A 14,679-nucleotide genomic window follows, 5' to 3' on the forward strand; every position below is an offset into this window, starting at 1 on the left:
CGCAGCGGTCCTCGCCCCTCAGCCCCGCCACTCCCGTGCGCGCGGGCGAAGGCCGGACTCGCCCGTCGTCGGGGTCCGGACCGCCAGGATCTGGTTGACTCCGATCCGGTTCCGTTCGAACGACACCGCCGACGCCGCCATGTACAGCCGCCATACCCGCGCCCGGCCCGGGGACGTCAGGCGGGACGCGCGGGGCCAGGACGCCTCCAGGTTGGCGACCCAGGCCCGCAGCGTGCGGGCGTAGTGCTCGCGGATCGCCTCCACGTCGCGGACCTCGAAGCCCGCCTCCTCCAGCGTGGCGACCGTACGGCCGAGCGGGGCCAGTTCACCGTCGGGGAAGACGTACCGGTCGATGAACTCGTCCACCTGGTACGCCGCTTCGTTCTTCTCCGGGCGGCGCGCGATCTGGTGGTTGAGCAGCCGGCCGCTCGGCTTCAGCAGCGACAGGAGCTGGTCGGCGTACTCGCGGTAGCGGACCCGGCCGACGTGTTCGGCCATGCCGATGGAGGAAATTGCGTCGTACGGACCGTCCCTGACGTCGCGGTAGTCCTGCACGCGGATCTCGATCCGGTCCGTCAGCCCCTCGTCGGCGATCCGCTTGCGGGCGTACGCGGCCTGCTCGCGGGAGAGTGTGATGCCCGTGACCTGCGCGCCGTACTCGCGTGCCGCGTGGATCGCCATCGAGCCCCAGCCGCAGCCGACGTCGAGCAGCCGGTCGCCCTTCGCCAGCCCCAGCTTGCGGCAGACCAGGTCGAGCTTGTCGCGCTGGGCGTCCTCCAGGGTGCCCTCGCCCTCGTCCCAGTAGGCGCACGAGTAGACCATCGACGGGCCGAGCACCAGCCCGTAGAAGTCGTTGCCGACGTCGTAGTGGTGGCTGATGGCCTCCTTGTCGCGCCGTCTGGTGTGCAGCGGGCCGGTGCGGCGCCGCACCTCCTCGGCGGGGGCGGCCGGCGGGGGAAGCGCGCCGCCGAGCTTCAGCAGCCCCCGGGCGGCGGCCCGCAGCCGGGGGTCGCGCAGCGGGTGCACGGCGGGGGCGGCGGCAGCAGGGTCGGAGTTCCGCTCCCACACGAACCCGGACAGCCGGTCGAGCGCCTCGTAGAGGTTCCCGTCGACGTCGAGCTCTCCGGCGACCCACGCGCGCGCGAGGCCGAGCTCGCCCGGCCGCCACAACAGCCGCCGCAGCGCCCGCCGGTGGCGTACGACGACGACCGGCGCGTCCGGGGGACCGGACTCGCTGCCGTCCCAGGCCCGGATGCGCACCGGGAGCGGGACTCCCAGCACTTCCTCGGCAAGAGTGGTCAGCCGCAGCGCGGCGTCGGCCATGGCGCACACCTCCGTGACGGTGGTTCCGCGGAACGCTCCACTTCCGTCCAACACGATGCCCACCCTGTGTACTTCCCCGCACTACGCCATGCACAGGCAAAATGCCTGCATGGCCCACAGGGTGTACGCCGGGAACGCCGAAGGGGCCGCCCGCACCACGGATGGCGGGCGGCCCCTTCGGGGCAGTGCGGGTGTCGTTACGACGCCTTGGCCTTCTCGGCCTCCGGCTTCGCGGCGACCGGGGCCGGCTTGGCGGCCTCGTAGAACTCCTCGCGCGGGCTCTCCATCGCACCGAGGGAGACGACCTCGCGCTTGAGGAACATCGCGAGCGTCCAGTCGGCGAAGACCCGGATCTTGCGGTTCCAGGTCGGCATGGCCATGCCGTGGTAACCACGGTGCATGTACCAGGCGAGCCGGCCCTTGAGCTTGATCTTCACCTTGCCCATGACGATCATCGCGACGCCCTTGTGCAGGCCGAGACCGGCGACCGCACCCTTGTTCGCGTGCTCGTACGTCTTCTGCGGGAAGCCGCGCATCCCGGAGATCACGTTGTCGCCGAGAACCTTGGCCTGGCGCAGCGCGTGCTGGGCGTTCGGCGGGCACCAGGCGTTCTCGACGCCGGCCTTGCGGGCGGCCATGTCCGGGACCTGGGCGTTGTCGCCGGCGGCCCAGATGTAGTCGGTGCCGTTGACCTGGAGCGTCTCGTTGCAGTCGACGTGGCCGCGGGGGCCGAGCGGCAGGCCGTAGCGGGCCAGCGCCGGGTTGGGCTTCACGCCGGCCGTCCACACGATGGTGTTGGAGTCGACCTCGAGGCCGTTCTTGAGCACCACGTGGCCGTCGATGCAGGAGTCCATGGAGGTGGAGAGGTAGATCTCGACCCCGCGGGCCTCCAGGTGCTCCTTGCCGTACTTGCCCAGCTTGGGGCCGACCTCGGGAAGGATCTTGTCGGCGGCGTCGACGAGGATGAAGCGCATGTCCTCGCGCTTGACGTTGGTGTAGTACTTGGCCGCGTCGCGGGCCAGGTCCTCCACCTCGCCGATGGTCTCCGCACCGGCGAAGCCGCCGCCCACGAAGACGAAGGTCAGCGCCTTGCGGCGGACCTCCTCGTCGGTCGTCGAGTCGGCCTTGTCGAGCTGCTCGAGGACGTGGTTGCGCAGACCGATGGCCTCCTCGATGCCCTTCATGCCGATGCCCTGCTCGGCGAGGCCGGGGATCGGGAAGGTACGGGAGATCGCGCCGAGGGCGATGACCAGGTAGTCGAAGGGCAGCTCGTACGCCTCGCCGACCAGCGGGGAGACGGTGGCGACCTTGCGGTCCTGGTCGATGGTCGTGACCCGGCCGGTGAGAACCTCTGCCTTGGGCAGCACGCGTCGCAGCGGGACGACGACATGCCGAGGCGAGATGCTGCCGGCGGCAGCTTCGGGGAGGAAGGGCTGGTACGTCATGTACGAGCGCGGGTCGACGACCGTGACGGTCGCCTCGCCGTAGCGCATCTTCTTCAGGATGCGACGTGCCGCGTACAGGCCTACGTACCCACCGCCTACAACGAGGATCCTGGGACGCTCCGTGGTGCTCATGCCATCGAGTATCCACCCCCCTCGGAGGGGGTGCTCGTGAGCCCCTTCACAAGCAGTCGCGTGTGCTCTGCTACACTGCGCGGCCCACGTGACCGAGGTCATGGCGTGGTACGGGAACCACGGTGTAACGGAGGACGTTGTCCACCCCTCGTGAGCTGGCCCCTAAGCCTTCTCGGCGGGAGAACCACTCCTCCTTCCCCTCTGCGGGCAACGCATACCGAATGCCTTGGAATCCGCTGCAGAACACCCAACAGGCGGATGGAGAGAGAGTTTCGGGGCTTCGGAGCGCCCATCGGGGCCGAATTCCTTGTGAAGAACTTCACGAACTTTCTCCGCGGGCGCTTCCCGGGCCCTCCGATCCGTCCACCGGACCCGGCCCGGAGGCCGGCAGGGCGAGCACCTCGCGCTCGCGCCGGGGGGTTGAATGCCGAGCCGCCCCGTCGGTCCACAGGGCCGGCCGGGCGGCTTCCGCGTACCCGTCGGGACGGTCCCGGGCTGTTCGGCGCGCGACGGGACGCGCCTGGTGCCAGGCTGACAAAGGTGTGCCACGAGCCCTGAGACACAGCCCCGGAGAGAGAGAACCCGACCATGATCACGACCGACTTCGTCCCCGGCTCCCCGTGCTGGATCGACCTGGGCGCGCGCGACGTCCCGGCGGCGGCGGCCTTCTACAACGCCGTCTTCGGCTGGGAGGCCCATCCGTTCGGCGACGAGCCGAGCGACTACAAGGCCCTCCGCCTCGACGGCAAGGTGGTCGGCGCCATCGGGCCGCTCACCGAGGAAGGCGCCCGCTCGGCCTGGATGGTCTACTTCCACACGCGCGACATCGAGGCCACCGTCAAGGCCGTCGAACAGGCGGGCGGCTCCGTCCGCACCCCGCCGTCCGAGGCCTCGGAGGAGGGCCGGTTCGCGCAGCTCACCGACCCGCAGGACGCCCAGTTCGCCGTCTGGCAGCCCGGCAGCTACCCGGGCATCGAGGTCGCGGACAGCCCGGGCAGCCTGAGCTGGGTCGAGCTGTACACGAACGACTCGTCGGCCGCGCGGGACTTCTACGGCACGGTCTTCGGCTGGACCGGCCAGGACATGGAGCTCCCGGGCGGCGGCGGCACGTACACGATGCTGACCCCGAAGGACCATCCGCCGGAGCGGATGTTCGGCGGCCTGATGGCCGTGCCCGGCATGTTCGAGTCGGGCGACGCGAAGCCGTACTGGCACCCCGTCTTCGGCTCGGCGGACTGCGACGCCACGGTCGCCCGTGTGCGGCAGAACGGCGGGGCGGTCTCGATGGGCCCGGAGGACGCGGAGGGCGTCGGCCGGCTGGCGGTGTGCAACGACCCGGCGGGTGCGGAGTTCGTCGTGCTGACCCCCGCCCCGCCGGCCTGAGACACCTCAGAACCAGCCTTCGGCCGCCTTGTACGCGATGCCGTCGAGGATGTCGTGCTCGCTGACGACGACCTCGCGGGCGCCGATGCGCTGCATGATCGTGAGCAGGACGAGCGCCCCGGCCTGGATGACGTCGACCCGGCCGGGGTGCATCACGCCGATCGCCGCGCGCTCGTCGTGCGTCGAGTTCAGCAGCATCGTCGTGACCTCCTCGACCTGCTCGTAGGAGATCCGCGAGTGGTGGATCCTGGCCGAGTCGTACGTGTCGAGACCGAGCGCGATCCCGGCAACCGTGGTCACGGAACCGGCGAGGCCGACCAGGGTGCGGGCCTCGTCGATCGGGACGGTCTGCGCCGCGAGGTCCAGCGCGGCCTCGATGTCGGCGCGGATCGCCGCGATCTGCTCCGGCGTCGCGGGGCTGCTCGGCGCGTGCCGCTCCGTCATCCGCACGCAGCCGATGTCGACCGACCGGGCGGCGCGGGAATGCTCCTCGCCGAGCACGAACTCGGTCGAACCGCCGCCGATGTCGACGACCAGGTACGGCTTGTCCAGGTCGGTGCGCCCCGCGAGCGAGCGGGTGGCGCCGGTGAAGGAGAACTCGGCCTCCTGGTCGCCGGAGATGACCTCCGGCTCGACGCCGAGGATGTCGAGGACACCGCGGACGAAGTCGTCGCGGTTCTCGGCGTCCCGGGAGGCGGACGTGGCGACGAAGCGTACGGTCTCGGCGCCGAGTTCCTTGATGACGGCGGCGTACTCGCGGCAGGCCGCGAAGGTCCGCTCCAGCGCCTCGGGGGCGAGCCGCCCGGTGCGGTCGACGCCCTGCCCCAGCCGGACAATGATCATCCGCCGGTCGAGGTCGACCAGGCTGCCCGACTCCGGGTCGACGTCGGCGACGAGGAGCCGGATGGAGTTGGTGCCGCAGTCGACGGCGGCGACGCGGGTCACTTGTCGTCCTCCTCCGTGACGAGGCCGGTCACGCACGGGCCCTTGCGCCACCACTCGGGCAGCATCGCGATCGCCTCGTCCCCCAGCGGGTTCACGCCGGGGCCCGCCGCGAGCGAGTGGCCGACCAGGACGTGCAGGCACTTCACCCGGTCCGGCATGCCGCCCGCGCTGGGGAAGCCCTGGAGCACCTCGATCGCGTCGCGGCGCGCGATGTAGTCCTCGTGCGCGGCGCGGTAGGCGGCGGCCAGCTCGGGATCCGTGGCCAGGCGTGCCTGCATCTCCTTCATGACGCCGTTGGCCTCCAGCGTGCCGATCGCGGAAGCGGCCCGCGGGCAGGTCAAGTAGTACAGCGTGGGGAAGGGCGTCCCGTCCGGCAGACGGGGTGCGGTCTCGACGACATCCGGCTGCCCGCAGGGGCAGCGGTGCGCGATGGCGCGCAGTCCGCGCGGCGGCCGGCCGAGCTGCTGCTCGAACGCGGCGATGTCCGCGTCGGTCGGCTCGGTGTGCTCGGTGATGGGAGGAGGGGTTTCCATGCCTGCCTTGCTGCTGTGTTCGCTACTGGGGGCTACTGGCGGTCGGCGTTGTCCACGCCGTTCCAGACGTTGGAGTACCAGGGCCGGTCCGCCGCGCTCTCGTCCTCGCGGCGCTCCTCGGCGGTCTCGGGGTCGATCACCGTGTAGCCGGTCTCGCCCGGGAGCACGTAGTGCAGGTGCTCACGGGCGAGGCGCCGGATGTACATGTCGTCCTGGAGGCGGGCCTTCTCGTCCCGGAGCTCCTCGACCTGTTCGCGGGCCTCGGCCATCCGGCGTTCCTGCTCGGCGATCTCGGCGCGCTGGGAGACGTACTGACGCATCGGGTAGGCGAGGGCGACCACCAGGGAACAGACGACCAGCGCGAGGAACGCGGCCCGGCCGGTGAGCCGGGAGCGGCGGGCCTGGCGACGGCTCTGCGACCGGTAGACGCGGGCGGCGGTCTGCTCGCCGAGCAGCCGCAGTCTCGTCGCGGTGGAGAACCGGTCCGGCTCCGGCCTGCGTGCCATGCTCTCTCGCCTCCCCTTTCACACGCGTACGTCCCCGGACACGGTACGGGACCGGGGACGGGGACGTACGGAGGCGGGGGTGTCAGCCCGTGGTCAGCCCTTGAAGCGCGGGAAGGCGCTGCGGCCGGCGTACACAGCGGCGTCGTCGAGGATCTCCTCGATGCGCAGCAGCTGGTTGTACTTGGCGACGCGCTCGGAGCGGGCCGGGGCGCCGGTCTTGATCTGGCCGCAGTTGGTGGCGACGGCCAGGTCGGCGATGGTGACGTCCTCGGTCTCGCCGGAGCGGTGGGACATCATGCACTTGAAGCCGTTGCGCTGGGCGAGCTCGACGGCGTCCAGGGTCTCGGTCAGCGAACCGATCTGGTTGACCTTGACGAGCAGGGCGTTGGCGGTGCCCTCCTCGATGCCGCGGGCCAGACGCTCCGGGTTGGTGACGAACAGGTCGTCGCCGACGAGCTGGACCTTGGAGCCGAGCTTGTCGGTGATGACCTTCCAGCCGGCCCAGTCGTCCTCGAACAGCGGGTCCTCGATGGAGACCAGCGGGTAGGAGGCGACGAGCTCCTCGTAGTACTCGGTCATCTCGGCTGCCGAGCGGGCCTTGCCCTCGAACTCGTACGCGCCGTCCTTGTAGAACTCGGACGCGGCGACGTCCAGCGCGAGCGCGATGTCCTTGCCCGGGGCGTAGCCGGCCTCCTTGATGGCCTCGAGGATGAGGTCGAGGGCGGCGCGGTTGGAGTCGAGGTTCGGCGCGAAGCCGCCCTCGTCGCCGAGGCCGGTGGACAGGCCCTTGGTCTTCAGCACCTTCTTGAGGGTGTGGTAGACCTCGGTGCCCCAGCGCAGGGCCTCGGAGAAGGACTCCGCACCGATCGGCGCGATCATGAACTCCTGGATGTCCACGTTGGAGTCGGCGTGCGAGCCGCCGTTCAGGATGTTCATCATCGGAACGGGCAGCAGGTGCGCGTTCGGGCCGCCCAGGTAGCGGAAGAGCGGCAGGTCGGACGCCTCGGAGGCGGCGTGCGCGACGGCGAGGGAGACACCGAGGATGGCGTTGGCGCCGAGCGACGCCTTGTTGTCGGTGGCGTCCAGGTCGAACATCGCCTGGTCGATCAGGCGCTGCTCGGTGGCGTCGTAGCCGACGAGCTCCGGGCCGATCTGCTCGATGACGGCGAGGACGGCCTTCTCGACACCCTTGCCGTGGTAACGGTTCTGGTCACCGTCGCGGAGCTCAATGGCCTCGAACGCACCGGTGGAGGCGCCGGACGGAACAGCAGCACGACCCGTGCTGCCGTCGTCGAGGCCAACCTCGACCTCGACCGTGGGGTTGCCTCGGGAGTCCAGGATTTCCCGGGCTACGACGACGTCGATGGACGGCACGAGCATCTCCTTCTGGGATGTGACGCGAGAAATGTGCAGAGGTCTGCTTGGCCTTGCGGCAAGAGCCTAACCGTCTCGGGGGCAAAGGCCGGCCGATGCCCGCCCCGTGGGACGAAAAAGGGCATGAACGCTGGGCGTGCCGGACAAAACCCCCGCAAGCTACTCGTAAGTAAGGCTCTTCGGGGCCCTTCACGACCGAACCCCGGCCCGGCGCTTACGGGGGAAGCAGCGCCGGACCGGGGTGCTCGGAACCCGTCCGCGGGCCCGCGGACGGCGGGCGGTCAGCTCAGGTGGAGCTGCTGGCCCGGGTAGATGACGTCGGCGTTCTCGATGACGTCCTTGTTGAGGTCGAAGAGCTTCTTCCAGCCGCCCTTGACCTTCTCGGCCTCAGCGATCTTGCCCAGGGTGTCCCCGGCCTTGACCTTGTACTCGCCGTCGCCCTTCTTGAACGACGTGGCCGCGGCCTTCTTCGGCGCGGGGGCCTCGGCACGCTCGGAGCGGGTGGTCGGGACCTCGGCGCGCTTCTCGGCCGGCTCGGCGGCGGGCTGCGCCAGCTCGGCGGAGCCGCCGTTGTAGGGGGCGCTGGAGAGGCTCACGCCGCAGTTCGGCCAGGCGCCCTTGCCCTGACCGGCGAGGACCTTCTCGGCTATCGCGATCTGCTGGGACTTGGAGGCCTGGTCGGCGGACGGGGCGTACGCGGTGCCGCCGTAGGCCGCCCAGGTGGAGGCGGAGAACTGCAGGCCGCCGTAGTAGCCGTTGCCGGTGTTGATGGACCAGTTGCCACCGGACTCGCACTGGGCGACGGCGTCCCACTCGGAGGCGGTGGCGGCGGACGCCGAGGTGGCGGCGAGCATCGGGGCCGCGATGGCGGCACCGGCGACGCCCGTGAGCGTTGCGAGACGAAACGTCCGATGGAGAACGGTCGAGCGGCGGTGCTTGGCCTTGCCGGAACGCAGCATGGAGCTTCTCCTCACCGACGCCTGCGAGGTGAGCTGTCGGGTTCGGGCCGGAAGAGTTGCCCGGCCGCGCGTCGATGCGCGCGGCTCCACCCCCAGCCGTTCACGGCCGTCGTGATCGACGGCCGGGACCGGCACTTACCTTGGGTCCCCCGCTCCTGCCTTCGGCGCACTGAGCGACGACTGTTCCCCCCGACCGACGGCAGGATTCGGCGTGACGGTCGACGGTGCCCGCGGTGGCGAGCGGTTCCGACCGTAAACACACCGCTCCCCGATGTCCAAAGTCGAACATCGGGGAGAAATCGCCCGAACCGCCCTCCACTTGGGAGGCGTTTATGCAGGTCGGGCACGGCTTGGGCGAATTTGCTGGGCGATATCGGCCAGTTGCGGCAAAGAGACCCTTGTCTCACTTGCACAGAACGGACATATACCAGCGAATCGCCGCTTGAACTACTCGCCGTTCAGGCCGAGATCGAGGCTCTGACCGGGGAGGATGAGATCGGGGTCGGCGCCCACGGTCTTCTCGTTCGCCTCATAGAGGGCGCCCCACCCCCCGGGCACCTCGCGCTCGTCGGCGATGGCCCACAGGGTGTCGCCCGGCTGGACGGTGTACGTGCCGTCGGATGCGCCCTCTGTCACCCCGTCACGTGCCGTTGTGTCACCTCGCGAGGCATGACGACCGCTTTCACGTTCCTTGTCCTCGATGCCCGTTTCGGCGTCGTCGGGGGCGGGCTCGCCCCGGTGCCTGCCCGCGCCGGTCGCGGGGTCCGACGCCTCGGCGCCGTCCGTGTCGGCGGACGGGGCCGGGGACGCCTGCGCGTCGCCGTCCTCGGGCGTGGGCGTCGTGGAGGCGTCCGGCGCGGGGGTCTCCCGCGAACCGTCCGACGCGTCCGCGGCCGGGTCGCCGGCATCCGCGTCACCGGAGTCGGCCGGCGCACCCTCGTCGGACCTCGTGTCGGCGCTCGCGCCGGTGCCGGCGTCCGCGCTCGCGTCCGGCAGGGGCAGGAGGTCCCCGGGGTCGACACCGGTCGAGGCGTCGTCGTTGGTCAGGCCCGCGATGGGGGCGCATGCCTGCCAGGCGTCGGGCCCCTGCGCGTCCAGCACCTTCTCCGCGACCGCGATCTGCTGCGAACGGCTCGCAAGGTCGGCGCTCGGCGCGTACGCCGTGCCGCCGAACTCCTCCCACGTCTGCTGCGACAGCTGCAGCCCGCCGTAGAAGCCGTTGCCGAGGTCGGCGCTCCACATGCCGCTGCTCTCGCATTCGGCGACGCGGTCCCAGGTGGCCGCGTCGGCGGCGGAGGCGGAGCCCGCGCCGAGCAGGGGGAGCGCGATGGCGGATCCGGTCACCCCTGCCGCGACGACGATGGCCGGAGCCTGACGGGGGCGGCGGTGACGTCCGTTCCCGGAGCGCATGCAGTTGCCTTTCGCGTGACTACTGGGGACTGTGCGGCCTGCTGATGCCTGCCGAGTCGACGGTGAACGTAGCCGCATTCGAACGTGAGTCACAAGTCGATGCAGCGGAGATCACGTAAAAGTCACAGACTTGACGCTTCGTCAGCTCCTGATGGCGGTGAACTCAACGGGCAGACTGCGCAATCCGCGCATGATGAGTCCCCCACGCCACCGCAAATCGGCCGGATCGCCCGCAAGTCGCAAGTCCGGCATCCTCCTGAGCAGCGTCGCGATCGCCGTCTGCCCTTCGAGCCGGGCGAGCGGGGCGCCGAGGCAGTAGTGGATGCCGTGCCCGTATCCCAGGTGCTGGTTGTCGCGCCGGGACAGGTCGAGCGTGTCCGGCTCGGTGAACCGCTCCGGGTCGCGGTCGGCGGCGGCGAGCACGACGAGCACGGGGTCGCCTGCCGCGATCCGCTGCCCGCCGACGGTCAGCGGCTCGGTGGCGAACCGCCAGGTGGCGAGCTCAACGGGGCCGTCGTAGCGCAGCAGTTCCTCGACACCGGTCGCGAGCAGTCCGCTCTCGCCCGCGGCCAGCGAGAACTGCAGCCGCTCGCGCTGCTCCTGGTTGCGCAACAGCGCGTACACGCCGTTGCCGATGAGGTTGACGGTCGTCTCGAAGCCCGCGAAGAGAAGGATGAACGCCATGGCGGCGGCCTCGTTCTCGGTCAGGTGCTCACCGTGGTCGGACGCTTTGATGAGCCCCGAGATGAGGTCGTCCCCCGGGTCGTTCCGCTTGCGGTGGATCAGCTCGGCCAGGTATCCCCGCATCTTCTTCACAGAGCGGGCGACACCGCCGCGCGGACCTCCGCCGTGACGGATCATCATCCCGGCCCAGTCGCGGAAGTCGTCCTGGTCCTCACGGGGAACGCCCAGCATGTCACAAATGGCGTAAATGGGCAGCGGGAAGGCGAACTCGTGGATGAGGTCGGCGCTCCCCTTTGCAGCGAAGTTGTCGATCAACCGGTCCGTCAGTTCCTGCACGCGCGGCGCGAACTCCGCCACGCGCCGCGGCGTGAACGCCTTCGACACCAGGCGGCGCAGCCGTGTGTGGTCCGGCGGGTCGATGTTGAGCAGATGCGTCATCAGCTCGGCCTTGCGCTCACCCGGGATCCCCGTCTTGCCCTTGGCGTGCGCGGGCTCGTCGTGATGCGCCGGGTTCTTGGACAGCCGCTGGTCCGCGAGCGCCTGCCGGGCGTCCGCGTACCGCGTCACCAGCCACGCCTCGACGCCGGACGGCAGCGCAGTGCGGTGCACGGGCGCGTGCTCGCGCAGCCAGGCGTAGGCGGGGTAGGGGTCGGTGGCGAACTCCCAGGTGAAGAGTTCGGGCGGGGTGTTCGGGTCGTTCACACCTCGACGGTATCCGGGCCGCCGTGCCCCTCCGCCGCGCGGATCGCGTCGCGGTAGGCGCGGGCCGCCGCGCGCAGGGCCGCCTCCGGGTCGACGCCGTCCGCCTCGGCGCGTGCGGCGAGGTGCAGCAGCTCGTATCCGATGCCCTCGCCGGCCGGGGGCGGCGCGTCCAGTCCCGCCGTCCGCACGCGGGACGCGAGCTTGGCCGCGAGCGCGAGCCCGGGCTGGCCGAGCGGGACGCCGTCGGTCACCGACGCGCGCTGCTTCTCGATCGCCTTGGTGCGCAGCCAGTGCGCCTTGACCTCCTCCGGCGTCTCGGCGGTCTCGTCGCCGAAGACGTGCGGATGCCGGTGGATCAGCTTCTCGACGATGGTGCCCGCGACGTCGTCGATCGAGAACGGCGCCTCGGCATCCTCCTCCGCGATGCGCGCGTGGAAGACGACCTGGAGCAGTACGTCACCGAGCTCCTCCCGCAGTTCGTCGCGGTCACCGTCCTCGATGGCCTCGACGAGCTCGTACGCCTCCTCGATGCCGTACTTGGCGAGGCCCTTGTGCGTCTGCTGCGAGGACCAGGGGCAGGCGCGGCGGATGCGGTCCATGACCTCGACGAGGTCGAGCAGCCGCGCACCGGGCAGGTCGTACGAGCCGGGCAGCAGCTCCAGGTCCGGCATCCGGACCTGGCCGGAACCGCCGAGGCGGGCCAGCCCGTCGGTCAGCGCCCGGTCGCCTTCGCCGGAGGCGAGGACGACCACGGTGCGCCCTCCGGTACAGGCGTCGACGAGCTCCTGAGCACTCGGCGCGGCCTGCTCGACGGCGACGCCCGCCTCGCGCAGGTACGGCAGCTGCGGGTGGGCGGCGTCGGCGCAGAGCACCTGGTCGGCGGCGTGCAGCGTCTGCCACGCCGGCCAGGACAGCAGCCCGGGCGCCACGCGGTGGCTGGCGGTCAGCAGGACGATACGGCCGGCGTCGACAGGTTCGGTCACCCTTCGAACCTACCTCGGCTCAGGTACCGGCCTCGACGGCCTCCGCCTCCTTGGAGACCTGGGTGATCCAGGGCGCCTTGTAGGCGCCGAGCTCCAGCTTGGTGTCGTCCCAGGCGCCGTAGCGCGGGTTCACGTCGATCTTCAGCGACGTGGCGGCGGCGGTGAACACCTCGTTCATCCGCTGCTGGCCCTCGGGGCCGTTCGTCACGCCGAGCGCGGTGGCCAGCTTGTTCACGAGGACGTCCCGGCGCACGACCTCGTCGAGCTGGCCGGGGGCGACTCCGCGCTGCTGCAGATACATGGCGGCCAGCTGCTCCTGCCCGCCGGACTGCTCCGTGAGCGCGGCCCGCGCGTCCTGGATCTCCTTGCGGGTGACCTTCACCCCGGCGTCGGCGGCGGCCTTCTCCACGATCCTGTCGACGATCAGGTCGTAGAGCTTGGCCCGCCCGAGCTGCCCGGTGTCCTTGATCAGCTGGGCGGCCTGCGGTGACGCCTGCTGCGCGTCGCGCACGTCCTTGACCTCGGCCTGGACGGTGGACACCTCGATCCGCTGCCCGCCGACGACGGCGGCGGCCCCGGGGTGTGCCTCGTTGCCGCAGGCGGCGAGGAGGGGCGCGGCGATGATCGCGGAGACGACGAGCGCGGTGCGACGACGGCGGTGCAAAGGGGCCTCCCGGCGTGATTGTGCTTCGGTGCACAAGGCCTTGCGATGATCGATGGTAGGCAGTCGGAGTGGCGTGGGCCACTGATTCGCCAAACGATTCGCCAGGTGGTGGGAATGGGGGGGAGGCCGGGGGCCTACGTGCGGACCCGCTCCGGCTCCGGAGCGGGTTCACGGCGGCTGTCCGGGCGGAGCATGATCGTGCGGGAGACCACGAACGTGACGGGGATCGCCGCGGCCGCCGCGATCAGCGGGGCGTACCGGCTGCCGAAGTGGAGCACGTCCACCAGCAGGTACACCCCGCTCGTCGTCACCACGAAGTTCGTCGCGTTGGTCAGCGGGAAGAGCAGGAACTTCCGCCACGTCGGCCGCGTGCGGTACGTGAAGTACGAGGTCAGGAAGAACGAGCCGACCATGCTCAGCAGGAAGGCGACGACATGCGCCGCCACGTACGGGAGCCAGGTCAGCAGCACCAGGTACAGGCCGTAGTACGTCCCGGTGTTCACCACTCCCACCAGGGCGAACCTGACGATCTGGCCCCGTACCGTCATTTCCCTACCAGTTCCCCCGTGCGCCTGTTCCGCTCGTCGTCCCGTCCGGGAAGGCCGGCGTTGGTCGCCTTCACCAGGAAGTGCGGACGCCGCTTCACCTCGTAGTAGATGCGGCCGACGTACTCGCCGACCACCCCCAGCATCAGCATCTGCACGCCGGCGAGCGCGATGACCGCCACGAGTAGGGTGACATACCCGGGGGTGTCCACGCCGTTCACCAGGGCGACGCCGACGATCCACGCCGCGTACGCCATGGCGACCCCGAGGAGCAGCATTCCCAGATAGATCGCGGCTCGCAGCGGTTTGTTGTTGAAGGAGAGCAGTCCGTCCAGGCCGTAGTTGAGCAGTTTCCCGAAGCTCCATTTGGAGCGGCCCTGCTCGCGCACCGCATTCTCGTACTCGAAAGTCGTCGTACGGAATCCGACCCAGGCGAAAATCCCCTTGGAGAACCGGTTGTACTCGGTCAGCTCCAGAATGGCGTCGACCGTCCGCCGCGACAGCAGACGGAAATCGCCCACGCCGTCCACGAGTTCGACGTCGACCAGCCGGTTGATCAGCCAGTAGTAGGCACGGGCGGTGACGGTGCGGGTGACCCGGTCGCCCTTGCGGGTGCGCTTGGCGATGACCTGGTCGAAGCCCTCCTCGTGCAGCAGCAGCATGCGCCGGACCAGCTCCGGCGGGTGCTGCAGGTCGGCGTCCATGATGACGACCGCGTCGCCCTCGGCATGCTGGAGGCCGGCGAGCATCGCCGCCTCCTTGCCGAAGTTGCGACTGAAGGAGACATAACGCGTACGGGAGTCGGCCTCGGCGATCTCCTGGAGGAGATCGAGCGTTCTGTCCTGGCTTCCGTCGTCCACGTAGACCAGCTCGAATTCCTGCCCGAGCAGGCCCAGTTCGGCGGTCACATGGTCATGGAAGCGGCCGATGATCTCCTCTTCGTTGAAACACGGGACAACTATCGAGATCAGCACGGGAGAACAACAACCCGTCCGAATGTCGCCACCCCGTGTTCCACGTGACATACAGGCGACCATTGGGTGAACTGACCTGTGCCCAGCATGTTTTCACGACCGGCGCTGGCATATTCG

The 14,679-nt window shown here is 70.2% G+C and carries 14 protein-coding genes and 1 riboswitch; of the genes, 1 reads left to right on the top strand and 13 read right to left on the bottom strand.

Translation table 11 applies throughout. The features are described from left to right. Window positions 1-18: 18 nt before the first annotated feature. Complete coding sequence (locus tag HW130_RS27170; protein ID WP_177152361.1) at window positions 19-1,323, bottom strand: cyclopropane-fatty-acyl-phospholipid synthase family protein; 1,305 nt, start codon at window positions 1,321-1,323, stop codon at window positions 19-21. 197 nt (window positions 1,324-1,520) lie between these two features. Then, on the bottom strand, window positions 1,521-2,900 hold the full coding sequence (locus HW130_RS27175; RefSeq protein ID WP_177152362.1) for an NAD(P)/FAD-dependent oxidoreductase: 1,380 nt from the start codon (window positions 2,898-2,900) through the stop codon (window positions 1,521-1,523). Window positions 2,901-3,488: 588 nt separating this feature from the next. On the opposite strand from HW130_RS27175, the gene HW130_RS27180 reads away from it, so the two are divergent. Then, window positions 3,489-4,283 (top strand): VOC family protein, encoded by a 795-nt coding sequence (locus tag HW130_RS27180; protein ID WP_177152363.1) that lies wholly within the window; start codon window positions 3,489-3,491, stop codon window positions 4,281-4,283. Between the two features lie 6 nt (window positions 4,284-4,289). Here the strand turns inward: HW130_RS27180 and HW130_RS27185 are convergent, their stop codons facing one another. From HW130_RS27185 to HW130_RS27235, 11 genes are all read right to left on the bottom strand, one after another. Beyond that, window positions 4,290-5,228 (bottom strand): Ppx/GppA phosphatase family protein, encoded by a 939-nt coding sequence (locus HW130_RS27185; RefSeq protein WP_177152364.1) that lies wholly within the window; start codon window positions 5,226-5,228, stop codon window positions 4,290-4,292. Further along, complete coding sequence (locus HW130_RS27190; RefSeq protein ID WP_177152365.1) at window positions 5,225-5,761, bottom strand: DUF501 domain-containing protein; 537 nt, start codon at window positions 5,759-5,761, stop codon at window positions 5,225-5,227. Before HW130_RS27190 ends, HW130_RS27185 begins: the two co-directional genes overlap by 4 nt. Window positions 5,762-5,793: 32 nt before the next feature. Further along, window positions 5,794-6,267, bottom strand: a complete 474-nt coding sequence (locus HW130_RS27195; RefSeq protein WP_177152366.1) for a septum formation initiator family protein — start codon at window positions 6,265-6,267, stop codon at window positions 5,794-5,796. Window positions 6,268-6,360: 93 nt separating this feature from the next. Continuing rightward, window positions 6,361-7,647, bottom strand: a complete 1,287-nt coding sequence (gene eno, locus HW130_RS27200; protein ID WP_177152367.1) for a phosphopyruvate hydratase — start codon at window positions 7,645-7,647, stop codon at window positions 6,361-6,363. Between the two features lie 275 nt (window positions 7,648-7,922). Then, a complete protein-coding gene (locus tag HW130_RS27205) occupies window positions 7,923-8,600 on the bottom strand; it encodes a transglycosylase family protein (protein WP_177152368.1) in 678 nt (225 codons plus the stop codon). A gap of 3 nt (window positions 8,601-8,603) precedes the next feature. Then, a riboswitch (cyclic di-AMP (ydaO/yuaA leader) is annotated at window positions 8,604-8,777 on the bottom strand. Between the two features lie 270 nt (window positions 8,778-9,047). Beyond that, a complete protein-coding gene (locus HW130_RS27210; RefSeq protein WP_177152369.1) occupies window positions 9,048-10,010 on the bottom strand; it encodes a transglycosylase family protein in 963 nt (320 codons plus the stop codon). A 141-nt stretch (window positions 10,011-10,151) separates the two neighbouring features. After that, complete coding sequence (locus HW130_RS27215; RefSeq protein ID WP_177152370.1) at window positions 10,152-11,396, bottom strand: cytochrome P450; 1,245 nt, start codon at window positions 11,394-11,396, stop codon at window positions 10,152-10,154. Next, entirely contained in the window at window positions 11,393-12,379 is a 987-nt protein-coding gene (locus HW130_RS27220; RefSeq protein ID WP_177152371.1) for a nucleoside triphosphate pyrophosphohydrolase, read from the bottom strand. Before HW130_RS27220 ends, HW130_RS27215 begins: the two co-directional genes overlap by 4 nt. A gap of 19 nt (window positions 12,380-12,398) precedes the next feature. Beyond that, window positions 12,399-13,043 (bottom strand): SurA N-terminal domain-containing protein, encoded by a 645-nt coding sequence (locus HW130_RS27225; RefSeq protein WP_177152372.1) that lies wholly within the window; start codon window positions 13,041-13,043, stop codon window positions 12,399-12,401. Between the two features lie 134 nt (window positions 13,044-13,177). Further along, entirely contained in the window at window positions 13,178-13,591 is a 414-nt protein-coding gene (locus tag HW130_RS27230) for a GtrA family protein (RefSeq protein WP_177152373.1), read from the bottom strand. Next, window positions 13,588-14,562 carry a glycosyltransferase family 2 protein gene (locus HW130_RS27235; RefSeq protein ID WP_177152374.1) on the bottom strand — a complete coding sequence of 325 codons (975 nt, stop codon included), beginning with the start codon at window positions 14,560-14,562 and terminating at the stop codon, window positions 13,588-13,590. The genes HW130_RS27230 and HW130_RS27235 overlap by 4 nt, the downstream gene beginning before the upstream one ends. Window positions 14,563-14,679: the final 117 nt, after the last annotated feature.

Source organism: Streptomyces sp. PKU-EA00015, from assembly GCF_013387495.1.
Lineage (GTDB): Bacteria > Actinomycetota > Actinomycetes > Streptomycetales > Streptomycetaceae > Streptomyces.